This window comes from Paraflavitalea devenefica, assembly GCF_011759375.1.
Classification (GTDB): Bacteria; Bacteroidota; Bacteroidia; order Chitinophagales; family Chitinophagaceae; genus Paraflavitalea; species Paraflavitalea devenefica.
In genome coordinates this window covers 126,946-142,979 of sequence record NZ_JAARML010000002.1, presented here as the reverse complement: position 1 = coordinate 142,979, position 16,034 = coordinate 126,946, and the positions used below count along the sequence as shown (strand labels likewise).

General features: G+C 44.8%; 19 protein-coding genes. 12 read left to right on the top strand and 7 right to left on the bottom strand.

What is annotated here, in order from left to right; genetic code table 11:
* The first annotated feature begins 99 nt into the window (after nt 1–99).
* From HB364_RS10185 to HB364_RS10160, 6 genes are all read left to right on the top strand, one after another.
* Nucleotides 100–471, top strand: coding sequence for a winged helix-turn-helix transcriptional regulator (locus tag HB364_RS10185; RefSeq protein ID WP_167287882.1), 372 nt, complete (start codon nt 100–102; stop codon nt 469–471).
* A gap of 41 nt (nt 472–512) precedes the next feature.
* Complete coding sequence (locus HB364_RS10180; RefSeq protein WP_167287881.1) at nt 513–1,493, top strand: cation diffusion facilitator family transporter; 981 nt, start codon at nt 513–515, stop codon at nt 1,491–1,493.
* A gap of 45 nt (nt 1,494–1,538) precedes the next feature.
* A complete protein-coding gene (locus tag HB364_RS10175) occupies nt 1,539–2,234 on the top strand; it encodes a LytR/AlgR family response regulator transcription factor (protein ID WP_167287880.1) in 696 nt (231 codons plus the stop codon).
* A gap of 446 nt (nt 2,235–2,680) precedes the next feature.
* A complete protein-coding gene (locus HB364_RS10170; protein ID WP_167287879.1) occupies nt 2,681–4,876 on the top strand; it encodes an ATP-binding protein in 2,196 nt (731 codons plus the stop codon).
* A gap of 142 nt (nt 4,877–5,018) precedes the next feature.
* Complete coding sequence (locus tag HB364_RS10165) at nt 5,019–5,603, top strand: hypothetical protein (protein WP_167287878.1); 585 nt, start codon at nt 5,019–5,021, stop codon at nt 5,601–5,603.
* Between the two features lie 139 nt (nt 5,604–5,742).
* Nucleotides 5,743–7,650 carry an AAA domain-containing protein gene (locus HB364_RS10160; protein ID WP_167287877.1) on the top strand — a complete coding sequence of 636 codons (1,908 nt, stop codon included), beginning with the start codon at nt 5,743–5,745 and terminating at the stop codon, nt 7,648–7,650.
* 3 nt (nt 7,651–7,653) lie between these two features.
* Here HB364_RS10160 and HB364_RS10155 read toward each other — a convergent pair whose 3' ends face one another.
* The gene (locus HB364_RS10155; protein ID WP_167287876.1) at nt 7,654–8,457 is read right to left on the bottom strand and encodes a phosphatase PAP2 family protein; all 804 of its coding nucleotides are present in this window, start codon (nt 8,455–8,457) and stop codon (nt 7,654–7,656) included.
* A gap of 247 nt (nt 8,458–8,704) precedes the next feature.
* Here HB364_RS10155 and HB364_RS10150 point away from each other — a divergent pair, with 247 nt between their 5' ends.
* On the top strand, nt 8,705–9,118 hold the full coding sequence (locus HB364_RS10150; protein ID WP_167287875.1) for an EamA family transporter: 414 nt from the start codon (nt 8,705–8,707) through the stop codon (nt 9,116–9,118).
* Between the two features lie 75 nt (nt 9,119–9,193).
* On the opposite strand, the gene HB364_RS10145 is transcribed toward HB364_RS10150, so the two are convergent.
* From HB364_RS10145 to HB364_RS10130, 4 genes are all read right to left on the bottom strand, one after another.
* Nucleotides 9,194–9,604: a putative toxin-antitoxin system toxin component, PIN family gene (locus HB364_RS10145; protein WP_167287874.1), complete on the bottom strand. Its 411-nt coding sequence runs from the start codon at nt 9,602–9,604 to the stop codon at nt 9,194–9,196.
* A 3-nt stretch (nt 9,605–9,607) separates the two neighbouring features.
* Nucleotides 9,608–9,865 (bottom strand): hypothetical protein, encoded by a 258-nt coding sequence (locus tag HB364_RS10140; RefSeq protein WP_208419928.1) that lies wholly within the window; start codon nt 9,863–9,865, stop codon nt 9,608–9,610.
* A 244-nt stretch (nt 9,866–10,109) separates the two neighbouring features.
* Entirely contained in the window at nt 10,110–10,433 is a 324-nt protein-coding gene (locus tag HB364_RS10135; RefSeq protein WP_246228464.1) for a hypothetical protein, read from the bottom strand.
* Nucleotides 10,434–10,503: 70 nt separating this feature from the next.
* Nucleotides 10,504–11,352: a sigma-70 family RNA polymerase sigma factor gene (locus HB364_RS10130; RefSeq protein ID WP_167287873.1), complete on the bottom strand. Its 849-nt coding sequence runs from the start codon at nt 11,350–11,352 to the stop codon at nt 10,504–10,506.
* A 1,114-nt stretch (nt 11,353–12,466) separates the two neighbouring features.
* On the opposite strand from HB364_RS10130, the gene HB364_RS10125 reads away from it, so the two are divergent.
* Nucleotides 12,467–13,213: a hypothetical protein gene (locus HB364_RS10125; RefSeq protein WP_167287872.1), complete on the top strand. Its 747-nt coding sequence runs from the start codon at nt 12,467–12,469 to the stop codon at nt 13,211–13,213.
* Between the two features lie 33 nt (nt 13,214–13,246).
* Here the strand turns inward: HB364_RS10125 and HB364_RS10120 are convergent, their stop codons facing one another.
* Nucleotides 13,247–13,465: a helix-turn-helix domain-containing protein gene (locus tag HB364_RS10120; protein WP_262889791.1), complete on the bottom strand. Its 219-nt coding sequence runs from the start codon at nt 13,463–13,465 to the stop codon at nt 13,247–13,249.
* Between the two features lie 140 nt (nt 13,466–13,605).
* Here HB364_RS10120 and HB364_RS10115 point away from each other — a divergent pair, with 140 nt between their 5' ends.
* The 4 genes from HB364_RS10115 (at nt 13,606) to HB364_RS10100 (ending at nt 15,272) form a co-directional block, all read left to right on the top strand.
* Nucleotides 13,606–13,896: a hypothetical protein gene (locus HB364_RS10115; RefSeq protein WP_167287870.1), complete on the top strand. Its 291-nt coding sequence runs from the start codon at nt 13,606–13,608 to the stop codon at nt 13,894–13,896.
* A 191-nt stretch (nt 13,897–14,087) separates the two neighbouring features.
* Complete coding sequence (locus HB364_RS10110) at nt 14,088–14,258, top strand: type II toxin-antitoxin system VapB family antitoxin (RefSeq protein WP_167287869.1); 171 nt, start codon at nt 14,088–14,090, stop codon at nt 14,256–14,258.
* Between the two features lie 417 nt (nt 14,259–14,675).
* Nucleotides 14,676–14,960, top strand: coding sequence for a type II toxin-antitoxin system RelE/ParE family toxin (locus tag HB364_RS10105; protein ID WP_167287868.1), 285 nt, complete (start codon nt 14,676–14,678; stop codon nt 14,958–14,960).
* A gap of 9 nt (nt 14,961–14,969) precedes the next feature.
* On the top strand, nt 14,970–15,272 hold the full coding sequence (locus HB364_RS10100; protein ID WP_167287867.1) for a HigA family addiction module antitoxin: 303 nt from the start codon (nt 14,970–14,972) through the stop codon (nt 15,270–15,272).
* Between the two features lie 36 nt (nt 15,273–15,308).
* On the opposite strand, the gene HB364_RS10095 is transcribed toward HB364_RS10100, so the two are convergent.
* The gene (locus HB364_RS10095; RefSeq protein ID WP_167287866.1) at nt 15,309–15,986 is read right to left on the bottom strand and encodes an FAD-binding oxidoreductase; all 678 of its coding nucleotides are present in this window, start codon (nt 15,984–15,986) and stop codon (nt 15,309–15,311) included.
* Nucleotides 15,987–16,034: the final 48 nt, after the last annotated feature.

Here is a 16,034-nt window from a genome sequence, read left to right as displayed (position 1 = left end):
TCTGCCAACAAAAATACGTACCTTTACTATACAAAAGTAAGCACTATACAAAAGGATACCGGTATACTTTAGTATAGCTACTTTCAAAATTAAGTTAACATGTCTACGTACGAAAAAGAGTTAAAAAATGTTAAACATTGCTCTTCTGAGTTTATCCTTGCTATCAATGATACGCTCAACGTGTTGAATGGCAAATGGAAACTACCCATCATAGGCGGTTTATTGTTTGGCAAGAAACGTTTTAAGGAGCTGGAACGTTGTATTCCCAACATCACGGCCCGCATGTTGTCGAAAGAATTAAAGGAACTGGAACTGAATGGAATGGTAAAACGTACGGTGTATGATACCATTCCCGTCACCGTAGAATATGAACTTACCAAATCGGGTAAGACACTCACGATGGTGCTGGATACGATGGCCGTGTGGGGATTGCGGCACCGGAAGATGTCTATAGCAGGAGAAAAAGTATAGCTTCTGCTGTGTGAACTACAGGCACTTAAATTTATCAGGCTATGACACCAACCACAGAAAAAGGATATGATCATAATCATAAGCATGAACACGGGCATGGCAATTGTACGCACGGGGAACATCACCACGATGGCGGCGGCGCATTGCATGTGCACCCGGTAGTAAACAATATGCGTGCCGCACTGCTCCTGAACGTGCTTTTCACCATTATAGAATTTGCCGGCGGGCTGTATACCAATTCGGTTGCCATTCTTTCAGACGCTATCCATGACCTGGGCGACAGTATTGCCATTGCGGCCGCTTTATTCCTGGAGAAACAATCGGGTCAGGGCAGAACATCTACTTTCAGTTATGGCAAAAGGAGGTTCTCCACATTGGCAGCACTGATCACTTCCATGATACTGGTAACCGGTTCTGTTGTGATCTTAACTGAAGCTGTGCCGCGCTTTTTTGCCGTAGAACCGGTGAAAACCACCGGCGTATTGTGGCTGGCAATAGCAGGTGTCCTTTTCAATGGCCTGGCTGTACTAAGGCTGCGCAGGGGTGGTCAGGGCCGGTCATTGAACCAACGCGCCGTGATGCTGCACCTGGTAGAAGATGCACTGGGCTGGATAGCCGTACTGATTGGCGCTGTGATCATGTATTTTACACAATGGTATTGGATAGACCCTTTATTGTCGGTCGGTATTGCCGTATTCGTTCTTTATAATGCAGTCAGGAATATTATTGCCACCTTAAAGATCTTCCTGCAGGCTGCACCGGCATCGGTGGATGAGGAAACGATTGTTACTGAGCTTAAAAAGCTGCCTGAGGTAACCGGTGTGCATGATGTGCATAGCTGGACGATGGATGGCGAAAAGAATATCCTTTCCCTGCACCTGGTAGTAAAACAACCTATTGATACTTCCCGGCTCAGCAACCTGCTGCAAAAAGCCCGCGAAATTATACTGGCGCAAAATGTTCAGCACCCCACCATCCAGGTAGAACCGGATGGCATGCCCTGCGGCCTGGTGAATTGTTAAGGATATGTGAAGGCCCCACGGTGGGAAAATAGCTATATTTATTATATGAACTGCCTGATCATTGACGATAATAAGATAGCCCGGACCACCCTCAAACAACTGGCCAGCCAGGTAAAAGACCTTACTGTCATTGGCGAATGCAGCGATGCTATGGAAGCCTGGAATTTCATCCGGGAACAGCCGGTAGACCTGCTCCTGCTGGATATAGAGATGCAGGGCATGAGCGGCCTTGAACTGACCCGCAACCTCGGCAATAAAAGACCTGTTATTGTATTCACCACCTCCAAAAAAGAGTATGCGGCAGAAGCCTTTGAGCTGAATGTAGCCGACTATATTGTAAAGCCGGTAACACCGGCCCGTTTTATACAGGCCATTGATAAAGTGCGCGACATACTGGACAGTGGTAAAGAGGATGTTACCTTCTCGGAAGATGAATTTATATTCATCCGGGATTCCAATATTGTGCGCAGGCTTGGCCTGGATGATATCTTGTTTGCAGAAGCCATGGGCGACTATGTGAAGCTGCACACACGCGGTAAGTTCTATGCCATCCATACCACCCTGAAAGCGGTAGAGGAAAGATTGCCATCCGGTAAATTCCTGCGGGTACACCGTTCCTATATTGTGGCGGTAAGCAAGATAGAGACGATACAGGATGGCGCCCTGATTATCAATGGAAAACCTTTACCCGTGGCAGATGCCTACCGCAGCGCCCTCAATAAGCGTATGAATATTCTGTAACCTGATGTCCGCAGCGTCCCCTGCGGGAGACACTGCGGAGAAGTAAAGCAAAGCCAGAGGCTTTGAAATAGCCGTCACCAGCCAGAGGCTGGCGACTGACATGGTTCCCACCGACCGGATTTCCTTTTTCACCGATGAATTTCCCCCAATCGCCGGGAGAGGCTTTTTTTGCCATGAAATCTGGTGCAACTTTACATCAGCAAGAGCATAATAAATACACAAGTTCTTTTCTTACTTTTTTCATAAGCAGTTAGTTTTGGTTTACGGCCCCGGTTTCTACCGGGGCTTGTTTTTTTACCCATGAAGATGCTTTTTATCATATTATTCTTTGCAGATGCGCTTTTACTGATTGCGCTAACGTACCTGTTCCAGAAGATACGGGACAAGAAAAAGCATGATCAGGCATGATCATTTTTTGAATTACATTAGCATAATATTTATCAGTAATGACCAGTAAAAAGATCATCTATTATATACTGGCTGCCTTTATTGCAGGTAACTTATTGCTGATCTATCTACAATACAATTCCGCTAAAAGTATCAATGGCCTCATTACCGGCAATGAACGGCTGATGAACGAATTCAAGGTTGACAATGAATTACGGGCATTGGAGAAGGGCGTACAGGCCATAGAAAACGGGGTACTGCACACGATCACTACAAAAGATACCGTTGATATTGAAGGCATAGAGCGCCAGGTAACGGAAGTGGAAAGAGACCTGGGTATGCTTCAAAAGATCAATGATGACGACAGCTCGGTGAAGTTCATTGATGAACTGGATACACTGGTGCACCAAAAGCTGATACTCAGCCACCAGGTACTGGATACTTTTCACCACCGCGGAAAGGCGTCTGCCGCCAGGCTATTTGCCACCACACAAAACAGGCAGCTTACCCTCGATATCTCCACTACAGCCCGGAAGATAGACAGCAGCCGGCAGCAATTGCTGGCCACACTTACCGATGAGGTAGATAGAAATGGCCGCGAGGCCCGCACGGCAGGAATGGTGCTGATCATGCTGGTATTGGTCAGCGGTGCTGTGTTATTCTGGTTTATCATCAACAGGATCGGACAGCAAAACCAACTGATCCATCGCCTCGATGCCTCAGAGAAAAAGGTGCGGGAGGCGGCCCGGATCAAAGAAAACTTCATGGCCAATATGAGCCATGAAATACGCACACCCATGAATGCCATCCTGGGCTTTACCAGCCTGCTGCAAAAGCACGAGATGGATACAGTATCCAAAGGTTATGTACAGGCCATACAACGATCAGGCGACAATCTGCTTACGATCATTAACGATATCCTCGATCTTTCCAAGATAGAAGCAGGCATGATGCGCATAGAGCCTACTCCTTTCAGTGTGCGGGAACTGTTTTATTCAGTTGAAACCATGTTCCTCGAAAAGATCAAAGAAAAAGGATTGCAATTGATCACAACGGTAGAAGATACCGTTCCTGATACCCTTAACGGCGATGCAACCCGGCTCACCCAGGTATTGGTAAACCTGATCGGCAATGCGGCGAAGTTTACCCAGCAGGGCGCCATTACGGTAATCGTCAACAATGAAGGCATTAAAGAAAAAACGATCCTGCTGGCCATCACGGTAAGCGATACCGGTATCGGTATTGAAAGTGATAAACTATCCGATATTTTTGAACGGTTCCGGCAGGCGGAAGATTCCATTACCCGCAAGTACGGTGGCACCGGACTTGGTCTTTCGATCGTAAAAGACCTGGTGGAGCTACAGGGTGGCACTATACAGGTAATGAGCGAACCTGATAAAGGCAGCACGTTCCGCCTGACGATCCCCTATAAAATCACCAATGAGGCGATTAACAGTCAGACCCGGTGGAATAGTCCTGCGCTGAAAAATACAGTGCCTGACCATATCCGGATACTGGTAGTGGAAGACAATGAGATCAACCAGCAACTGATGAAGCATCTTCTCAGTTATTGGAAACTATCATTTGATCTTGCGGGAAATGGCAAGGAAGCGATCACTAAACTGCAGGACCAACATTACGACCTGATCCTGATGGATATCCAGATGCCCGGCATGGATGGGTATACCGCTACCGCACAGATAAGACATACCCTGCACCTGAATACGCCTGTTATTGCTATGACAGCCCATGCGCTGGCAGGTGAACGGGAGAAATGCCTCAGCGCCGGCATGAATGAATATATATCCAAACCCATACAGGAAGAAGAATTATACCGGCTGATCAGCAAACTGACCGGTCATCAGCAGTTGGCAGTCCCGCTGCAAAAACCTGTCTATCAACCCACGCCCGGCAACTACCGGCATATTGACCTGGGGTATATGCAGGAAGTTAGCAATGGCAATAAAGAATATGAAAAGACAGTAACAGAGCAATTCCTGGAAATGATACCGGAAGACCTGAAGAGCCTGGAACTTGCCTGGCGGAGAAAAGATTTTATTATGATAAGGGTGCTGGCCCACAATATGAAGACATCCGTATCCGTAATGGGACTTACAGAGAAACTGCAACCTTACCTGGATATGCTTGAGCAAATAGATACGGATGAAGAAGCCCTCTGGAATAATATTACCGCCGTGCAGCACATTTGTATTCCCGCACTGAAAGAAGCCCGCCATTTTTATACTACATTATAGTCATCCTGCCATAAGTACACGTATCACCTATGCCCGGCCAACGATCATTTTTGCCTGTTGGCCGACACGCTGTTGACGGAAGCTTTTACACGAGGTAGCTTTACATCAGCAAATAATTCATAACCATTAAAAATAGTTAACAATGAAAACGCTGATAATCGCCTCTCTGGCAATTTTACTCTCAGCTGCCGCTATACAAGCCCAGGAAGAATATGCTTCTGTTAAACAAGATGTAGCAAAAGCCAATAAGGAAGGAGGCATTACGAAAAAGGAAAAAAGAGAAGAAAGAAAGGCACTGAGAAAGCTGGAAGGTCCGCAACCGAGCTATCAATCCAGGGAGCATTTTGAAGATGACTTTGATAAAGCGTCCGATGTTCACTGGAAGCGTACCAAGTATTTCGATGAAGCCACTTTTGTTCAGGACGGACAAAAGATGACCGCTTTTTATGACTACAAAAATGAACTGGTGGGAACTACGCAAGTAAAGTCATTTACCAACCTGCCGGCTACAGCACAGCAATTTATCAACAAAAAATATAAAGATGCTCATGTAGGGAAAGTGATCCTGTTTAATGACAATGAGATCAATGAAACAGACATGCTGCTGTACAATCACCAGTTTGACGACGAAGACAATTACTTTGTAGAATTGCAGCAAGGCACTAAAGATATCGTATTGCAGGTAGACATGAGTGGCGAAGTATCTTTCTTCACCACCATGCAATAACTAACCATTTAAACATACGTTTCACTTCTCATAAAGGCGAGGTTAGGGTTATCAGAAAGCCTTCCCGGTAACACGGGCGGGCTTTTTTTCGTTTTAACAGGCAGGGAACAATTGACCCGCTATAATTACCTTTGCAGGCATGGAATATTTCAAAAAGCTGCAGGAGTTGCTGAAGATTGAGCAGGAAGAAGATAAGAAGCTGTATCAGCAACAGGCTGAAACACTGTCGGTATCTGAGCGCCGGGCCTATGGACTTACCTGGTATCCCATCGCCATCCGGGATACAGAAATGACCCGGGGAGATTATCTTTCCGTAGAGGTGGAACGCTCCACCCACCAGGACGTTGTGCACCAGTTGCGGTTTGGCGCTTCTGCCGCCCTGTTCTCCAACCATGATCCCCGGCACGACCGTGTAGAAGGCGTCGTCACTTTCCAGGGAGGCAATAAGCTGAAGATCACTTTACGCACCGATGAGCTGCCCGACTGGGCACGTGATGGCAAGTTGGGCATTGACCTGCTGTTTGACGATAACAGCTATGAGGAGATGCAACAGGCCCTTAAACTGGCCATTACCCGCAGTGAGAAAAAGGAAGAAGGACGTTTGATACAAATACTCACCGGCGGTCAGTCCCCCACTTTTGAGTCCGATATTTTCCAGTATAATATCCCCCGGTTAAATGCTTCCCAGCAGGCAGCGGTCCATAAAATACTATCGGCCAATGACCTGGCCATTGTACATGGCCCTCCGGGTACCGGCAAAACCACCACGCTGGTGCAGGCCATTAAAGCATTGATCAAACAGGAGCCGCAGCAAATACTGGTAGTAGCGCCGAGCAATACTGCTGTTGACCTGCTGAGTGAAAAGCTGTCGGATGAAGGACTGAATGTATTACGGGTGGGTAACCCTGCCCGTGTATCGGAGAAGCTGATGTCGCTCACACTGGACAGCAAAGCATCAGAGCATCCCAGCATGAAGGAAATAAAGCGATTGAAAAAACAGGCGGCCTCCTATAAAGATATGGCGCATAAGTACAAGCGGAATTTTGGTAAGGCAGAAAGGGAACAGCGCAAGGCACTGTTTGATGAAGCGCATAAGATCATGAAGGAGGTGGAGAATACGGAGCAATATATTGTGAATGATCTGCTGGCGCGGGCGCAGGTGATCACCGCTACGCTGGTAGGCGCCAATCATTATACGGTACGCCACCTGAAGTATAAAACAGTGGTGATTGATGAGGCCGGTCAGGCATTGGAACCTGCGTGCTGGATACCTATTCTGAAAGCAAGAAAGGTAATACTGGCCGGCGACCATTGCCAGTTGCCCCCCACTATCAAGTCAAATGAAGCAGCAAACAAAGGATTGGCCACCACCTTGCTGGAGAAGTGTGTACAACTGCATCCGGAAACAGTAACCTTACTGGAAGAGCAATACCGTATGCACGAAATGATCATGGGTTATTCTTCCGGTGTATTTTATGAAAACAGGTTAAAGGCCCATGCCTCAGTAGCGGGGCATTTATTGTTTGATGCAGACAAGCCACTGACTTTTATAGATACGGCCGGTTGTGGCTTTGATGAAAAGCAGGATGGCACCAGCACCACCAATCCCGAAGAAGCAGCTTTCCTGTTTAAACACCTCACACAACTGGTAGCCGAATTGTCTACCCGGTATGAGCCTGCCGCCTTTCCTACTATTGCCGTGATCTCTCCTTATAAACAACAGGTGGAATTGCTAAAAGAACAATTGCAGCACTCCCCCACCCTGCTGGGGTATAATGGCAATATCTCCGTGAATACGATTGACAGCTTCCAGGGACAGGAGCGGGATATTGTGTATATCGGTATGACCCGCAGTAATGCAGACAGTAAGATCGGTTTCCTCTCCGATATACGGCGCATGAATGTAGCGATGACAAGGGCACGGAAAAAGCTGGTAGTCATTGGCGACAGCGCCACCCTTTCCCAGCTACCCTTTTATGCCGACTTTATTACGTATGCCGAGCAGCGGAATGCCTGGCAAAGCGCCTGGGAATTTGTGGAGGGGTGACCATTAAAACCGGTGTACAAGGGACAGCCCCATAGCCCCTTGTTGATAAAAAGGAGCCGCTACGGTAGTTCCCTTCCCCTTTTTAACGAACAGTTTTTTAACAGTAGGATACAGGTAATAAGCGAGGTCGGTAGACAGGATGCCGATGCCTGCACCGGCCACCACATCGCTAAACCAGTGCTTGTTGTTGTACATACGCAGGTAACCCGTAGTAGCAGCCACCGCATAACCCGCTATGCCATACCAGGGCGAAACCTGCCAGTATTCTTTGCGCAGGAATTCTGCTGCCGCAAAAGCAGTGGCCGTATGGCCGGAAGGGAAAGAATGCCGGTCGGAAATGTCAGGCCGCCATTGTTTACTGAGGTCTTTGGTGACATATACGGTGGCGCCCATAATCGCCGTGGAAAGTCCATAGATGATGGTGCGGTCACCAAAATCATGTGCTCCTTTTATACCGAATGCATTCAGCACATATACAGCAGCAGCAGGGGTCCACTGCAAATAGTTGTCAATCTTTGTTTTTGGATGCGGCTCTTCCTCTTCCCACAATTCTTCCCTTATTCCCTCATTTACTGATTTTAATCCATCACTTTCCAGGGAAGTAATGCCATAGGAAATGCAGGCAGCCGGTATGATGAGCATACTCACCGGGAATGATCTTTTTACCGGCTGTACGGACCTTATTACGGCAACAGGTAGTGTATCTTTCCCGGGCAATATGTTTTTTGTGGAATCCAACGACTGGCCATACGTGCAGAACGTGGCCAATAATAATACAGGCAAGAGGTGCGTAGGCGATTTAAACATGGTTGTTGTTTGTGGTAAGGGGAAGGACTAAAAACGGGAAACCTCCTCAACAAACCTCTAACGTGATTCTATAGAAAAACTGAAGGGGAAACCGGTGCAGGCAATACGCTTTTTAACTTAATTACCGTATGCAGCAAGTGTGCGAGATGATTATCAACTACTTCAAAGTTTCTTTAGTATCCTGTACTTGATTTGTGTTAACTTATAGGTATGTAGGGGTATAGTTCCTTAACCAAATAATAACAGTATGTGGAAGTACTATGCGGTTCTGTCGGCTTTCTTTGCCGGCCTTACCGCCATCCTGGCGAAGATGGGCCTGAAAGGTATCAGTGGCAACCTGGCCACTGCCGTACGTACGGTAGTGATCTTATTTATATCCTGGGGTATTGTGCTGGCCGCCGGACAGATGCGAGAAGTAAAGAACCTGAGCCGGCATAACCTGCTGTTCTTGATCTTATCCGGTGTAGCCACGGGGCTTTCCTGGATCTTTTATTTCAAGGCCCTGGAAACCGGCCCCGTATCGAAAGTAGCGCCCATTGACAAGCTGAGCGTACCCATTGCGATCGGGTTATCTGTTTTGCTATTGAAAGAATCTGTTGACTGGAAAACAATTGCCGGCGCCCTGCTGATTGTGGCAGGGACGGTTATCCTCATTCGATGATTGTATTAATATTCACACCAAAAATGTAAAAAATAATAGGATAATCGGAAATAAACCGATTATCCTATTAAATAATTACAACTGCTGTACTATATCTTTGAAAGCATCCATATTTACCACCTTGATCACAGGAAAATTGATCTTTTTTAGTGCATTAAAATCACTATCATTTGTAACTATGTAATCGGCATTTGAAGCAAAAGCACAATCAACGAATTTATTGTCGTCCGGGTCTGCCGTTATGATGTTGAGGGAGAAATAAGAAGTTGCCAGCTTTACATTGGGAAGTTCAAGAAGTGTACGGATAACATTTGCAGCAACATCAGGATGCCAGTGTTGCCCTATTTTTTCTTCGTATTCAATGAGAATATCATGGGTAATCGCTATTGAATAGCGGTTTTCAACAATTGCTTTGTAAAGCCAATGATACTTTGATCGTTCAGATATAGAGACTAAAAGAACATTTGTGTCTATGACGGCCAGCAAAGGCTATGATTTTTGATTTAACCATTTGTCCATATCCTCATCGGTAAGCCCCTTTTGATCCCAGATTTCGTTTGCCTGGGCAACAGCTTTGTCACTATAAAATTTTGCCAATACCTTTTTCAATTCGGTAAGATCTTTATCGCTTAAACCGGTACTAAAAAGCTTCATAAGCTCCATCTGAACGTTATTAAGCGGTAGATTAATGCCAATCATATACACAATGAATTTAAGCAAATTTACAAAAAACCACCCACTTCCCATACTCGTTTATTTAATTGACAAGCAATGAGATACAAGATCAGTATCATCGCTTCATTACATATACGAAATAGCCAACTACTCCGCTCTCAAGCTCTTCACCGGGTTGGCAAGGGCAGCTTTGATGGATTGGAAACTGACGGTTACCAGGGCTATTAAAATAGCCAGCGATCCAGCCAGGGCAAAGATGGTCCAGCCAATGCTGATGTCCGGTTTTGATACGTGGACCGTTCGTTTTACGGACGACTTAAAAGCTATTATGTGAAGCTTCTACGAAGGTAAGTACCTCTATCTGTGGCGCTACTACGAGGCCACTGTCATCCCTTTGCTGCTGGAATGATTTGAAAGAGGGCACGTCGAGGAGCTTTTTCTGAATGTCTTCATTTTTGTATTGCGACAGGTGAATGAAGGTATGGCCATCCGCACTGGTAAATATGGTATACCGGAAATCATTGCCCAGTGTTTTGAAGTCGTTCATAAACTGTTGAATGTTTTCCTTGTTCTTTGCTGCAAATCCTGGCTTTACGGTGTAAGTTACTTTTACGCTGATCATACCTGGTGTCTGTTTCATAACGTTTGTTTTATTGTTTACTATTTTCTATCAATAAAACAGCAAGACGCCGTGAAACGTGACCCATTCTTTAACCCAATGAAAGATTTTTTAGTTTTTCCGGATCTACCATCGACCAGATATGGGTTATCTTCCCCGTGGCGGGGTCTATTTCAAAAACCTGGCAGTTAAAGATCTTCTCCTTATCATAAAACAGCAGGGCAGGCTGGTGATTCACAAAGGACAGCCTGATGTTGTGTTGCTGCTGATAATGATGATATACATACAAGATGAGTTCGGCAGTAGCCTGGAAGCCTTCCGTGAGTTCCCGGACGATCTTGATCTTCCCGCCGCCATCGGTTGCTACAGATACATCCTGCGCCAGCATTTTTTCGAGGGATTTGATGTCCCCGCTTTTTATGACAGCTATGTAATTTTCAAGGTAGACAGGCGCCTGCAAGGAGGTTTCTTCCATTGATTTTGCCGGTGTAGCTAATTTATTTTTGGCGCGACTGAGCAGCTTGCGGGAGTTCTCTACGGTGATAGAAAGGGCCTGGGCAATGTCTTCATGCGAATAGTCGTAGGCTTCCTTGAGGATGAAGGCTGCTCTTTCTTTGGGATTGAGGTTTTCCAGCAGTACCATCATGGAGTAAGAGATGATCTCCTCCCGGTTGATGCCGGCATCGGCTTTTTCGGTGGCTACCGGTTCGGGCAGCCACATAGGATCGCCGGCTATGCGTTGTTTCTTCTTTTTGAGGTTGATGGATTGGTTGATGACACCCCGGATAAGGTAGGCTTTTTCATTCTCCAGGTCTTTTTTGGGACCCGATATGTATTTAACGAGCACATCCTGGATGGCATCTTTGGCATCTTCCGAAGAACCAAGGATATTGTAGGCATAAGAGAATAAAGTACGCTGATAATCCTTCACAACAGACATTTTTAAAGTAATCCTTGTAAGACACCTCAATCAGCAAAAATGTGACCAAAGGAGGAAATATTTTGAGATTTAGGCCGGGAAGGCGGAAAATGTTAATACCTGCATGTGGAGAATATGTTCTGCCTGACAAAGAACTGATTTATGATGACGGCTTCTTGTACGGAATGCCGGAATTGTATAGCCTGACATGGTAAACCAATACTGATTTGTATTCAAAACCGCTGATTTTGTTTTTGTGCTATTTTCATACACTATCCATACACCATCCATACACCATCTATACACCATCCATACACTATCCATACACTCTATATATCCAATCTCCCCTTATTTGAGATGCATTGACATCACAAACATAAGAAGAGGAAGGCAGGTCTTTCAAAAAGTAATGTCCGGAAGTGACCTGATATGACCTATTATGTCCGGTAATGTCCTATAATGACCGGTCGAATATGACTTTCCCTTTTCAGTCTTTTGGCTGGCTGTCAAAAAAGACTCACCAAGAGCCGTTTTTTTATGGCTTTTTATTTATCTTGCTGGTGTATTTACCTGAGAACAATGTTTTTTGTTTCTCTCTCCTGTTAGTGATAAAAGAAAAGTACTTCCAAGCAGCATCCCCATAGTGCTGATTTTCCCGACGTGATAAAAGACAGAGATCCCATGCCTGAGCAGGCATAGGAATGCTATTGAGCTATACATGCCATGTATGGCCCGGTATGGGATTGTTTTGTCCTTAGATTATGCAGTAGCTAAAGATACTGGCACAGGGAGAAGGTTCGCCTCTGTAAAAGCGCCAGCTTGATTACTATGGAACCAGAACCGCTGAAAACAACCGCCAAGTCACGCGAGACTTTACGGATCATCACGGTAATTCTACAATGTGTTCGTATTACACTTGACATCATTATCCTGGTAACTGTGAGCCATTAGATGTCAAAAAAGGAGCCGGTTAACTACCGGCTTTTTTTATGTGCCTACCGCTACGACTTCTCAGAAGTGTCTTTTTTCCGATATTTCTTCATAAGTTAGCTTTGTCATAATACAGACAAGATTAACCGCTCACCATAGTGGTGAGGGCCGTTATACTCGTTTTTACGGATGTAACGGAGATGGTTTGTTCTGTACACTGCAATACAGCGGGAAGGTTTACGCCGTACCGGGTGTGTTTGTTTGGACAAAAAAAGTCTTATCAAGCCTTATTGAGGCTATGGTATTGGATCGGTCAAAGGCTAATAACAAGGCAAATATAGGGCAAATAAGACATGTTTTGTCATTTTTTGTAACATTTTGTAATTATTTTTTAGTGGCTAAGTCAGAACCAGTTAACGAACTTGATCATATAATTCGGCAATTACGGGCCCATGGAATTTTTATGATCCAGATCGCTAAGGACACTGGGTTGGGATACAATCACATTAAGAATCAAAAGTCTGAGAAAGATCCTGCAAAGCAGAGCGAGACTTTGCTTGATGCGGTAAAAAGAAGATATGCGCACATTTTGGAAGATATGCCTCCATATGTAAAACCACAGGAGGAGGACCAAGCTGTAAAAGAGGATAAGGGTAGATATGAATTATTGCATGATATCCGTAAAGATTTAAAAGTTATCCAGGAGAATCAGAAAAAATCTTTTGCCTATGAGATGGCCCGATTGAAATATATGGCCAAAAGGGATGCAAACGGAAATGAACAACGGGAGAAGGAAATACTTGACCAGATTGAACAAGACGTTGCTTCACACTACACTGTTATGGATATACAAGAACTGCCCCCTCCTGAACCTCTTGTCCAAAAAGAACCAACGCTACCTACTGAAATTGACCTGCAGTCACCCAACCTGTCTGAAGAACCAACACAATAGCACTATCGTTTGGACATCATCTGCTTTAAGTAGTTATTTGCTTTTGGGGAGCGGGCCGTCGTAATCGAAGAGATCCATAATTTCTACGTCCAGCGCTTCTGCCATACGTACAATAGTAAAAAACTCCACATTGGTCAACCCATTCTCAATTCTGCTGATTTTACTATTCTGCATTCCAGTAGTGGCCTCCAAGTCCTGAAGGGTCAACTTTTTGTGCTTGCGAATTTCACGCATGCGTTGACCAAACCTCATTAAGTGGTATGTTAACTTTTCAGGCTCCATCTTCTATTAAAGATAAGGTGCTGAATTATCTTATAAATAAATCATCCTTATAAGGATGATTTATGAAATATCTTTCTTATCTTAGATTATCACTTTAAAAAACAATAGCTATGAGAAAAACCAACAAAAAGGTTGCAGTGCCTAACCAGCCTGTACGGCTAACGAAGCAAGAGCAGGAAGATCCCCTCTCTGTACTGGATACATTTTTTGATACCTATCACTTGAATGAAGTCCGGGAAGTACTGTGGGAATGGCTAACAGCCGGCCTCACTAATGATCAAGGCGCTTATACAACGGCCCGCAGTCGCAGCAACCTGCTTTTCCTGTATGAGCATGTGGAAAGCCTGACAGAAGCTGCGTACCTGATACAGCAAAACAGGAAGACAAAAAGAGTGAAGTAATCTATTGTATCCCCGGAAACGGACTACTTACCACTGCCCTTTATTGCTTATCCTTTTTAAAACTGCTCCCGCACCACTTTCTCCTTTGGCACGCCCAGCCCGGTAAACGTTTGTTCCAGTTCCTCAGCATGTCTTCAGGGGAACTCCGAATGTTTATGATTTTTATAGGCATTACACCTAAATAATGTTTTATGCGAACAAATATTGAATTAGATGATGCCCTTGTTCAGCAGGCCATTAAGCTCAGCAAGTTGAGGACTAAAAAAGAGGTAGTGCAGGAAGCATTGAAAAACTATGTAGCTTGGATGAAGAAAAAACAGCTTCTGGCTCTTAGAGGAAAGGTAACCTGGGAGAGAAATTAATGTACCGGTCCAAAAACTGCTCCCTCACCGCTTTCTCCTTCGGCACACCCAGCTCGGTAAGCGTTGTTCCAGTTCATCCACTATGATGACATCGGGACCACAAATGTAGAAATACTGGTTATAGTGTTTTACTACATCCTGCAGTTAGAAAACAGCAACAAGCCTCTTTCCGTACTTATACCCATTTCAAGGTATTGTCTGGCAATACATTATTCATTAGTTTTAAATAAATTATATTATATGCTCGAACTCATGGTATACAACATCTCCCTTAAGGATGGATTACGTAATGGCATGGTTAACCAATATAAACTTTAAAGGGATACCATGCCTATTGGCAGAAAAAACTGGATAGTTTTTCCGAAAATGAAAAAGACAAATATTTAAGCTGTAAAGCGTAACTTTACACCGGAAGAAATGATAAAAAGTATCAGGCACAAGGCCCTGCGACAATTATGGGAAGAAGGAAAAACGGCGAAATTGCCCAAAGATCAGCTAAAGCGGATATCTCAAATTTTGAAACTTCTTGATGAGGCAAAGGTTATTCCGCAAGATTTTACATCCCTACAAATGTTCAGGATACATCCACTTGTAGGGAATTTAAAAGGTTACTGGTCTTTGACTGTTAAAGAGAACTGGAGAATAATATTTACGTGGGATGGCACTAATGTTAATGATGTGGACTATATTGATTATCACTAATTTTGCAACATGTTAAAAAGAGGTTTACCACATACTCATCCTGGAGAAATCTTAAAGAGTGAATTGGTTGAAGAACGGGGATTGACTATTACGGAAATTGCAAAAGCAATGGGTTTATCCCGTGTTGCTGTTTCTAACGTGTTAAATGAAAAGGCAGCAGTTACCCCTGAATTTGCTGTACGATTTGCTACCGTTTTTGGTGGTACGGCAGATATATGGTTGAGATTACAGGCCAGTTATGATCTGGAGCAGGCGGAGAAGAAGGTAAAGCGGCTAAAGCTAAAGCCATATCAATACAAGCATTCAGCTTAATACACTACCTGAATATCGAGTTAATTATCATCTTTCTCAAAACTGCTCCCGCACCACTTTCTCCTTTGGCACGCCCAGCCCGATAAGCGTTTGTTCCAGTTCATCTACCATAGCATCAGGGCCGCAGATGTAGAAATATTGGTTAAAGTCTTTTACTACTTCCTGCAGATAGGCAGCATCAATTTTATGGTTATCGTATTGAGTGGTCTTCTCCTGTGTAAGGGTGTTGATGAAACGATCGCCCAGCATGGCCGTGAACTCCTCTTTCAGGATGATGTCTTTTTCAGTACGGTTGGAAAAGATGAGCTGGTTATTGCCCAGCTTGCCTGTATTGTACAGTTGCCGCAGGATGGCTATAAAAGGCGTTACCCCTGCCCCACCGGCAATGAAGGTGCCAGGCCCCTCGTAGTGAATGGTACCCCACACATCGTGCAGGATAAGCTCATCATCGGGCTGTAGCTTGCCCAGCTCATTGGTCACCCCCTGGCGATCGGAATATATTTTGATGGTAAACTCAAGATGCTCCCATTCATTGAGGCTGGTAAAGGTAAATGGCCGGCGCTCGTTTTTCCAATCCGGCTTATTGATGCTTATTTCAGTGGCCTGTCCCGGTTCAAAGCGATAGCCAACAGGTTTCTCCAGGGTAAAGCGTCGTACGTTGTGGGTAACAAATTCAGCCGCCAATATTTTCACGATGTGTTCTTCTGCTGACATACAGGAAAATTTATGTAATCAATAAAGAAAACTATCCGAACACAAAGA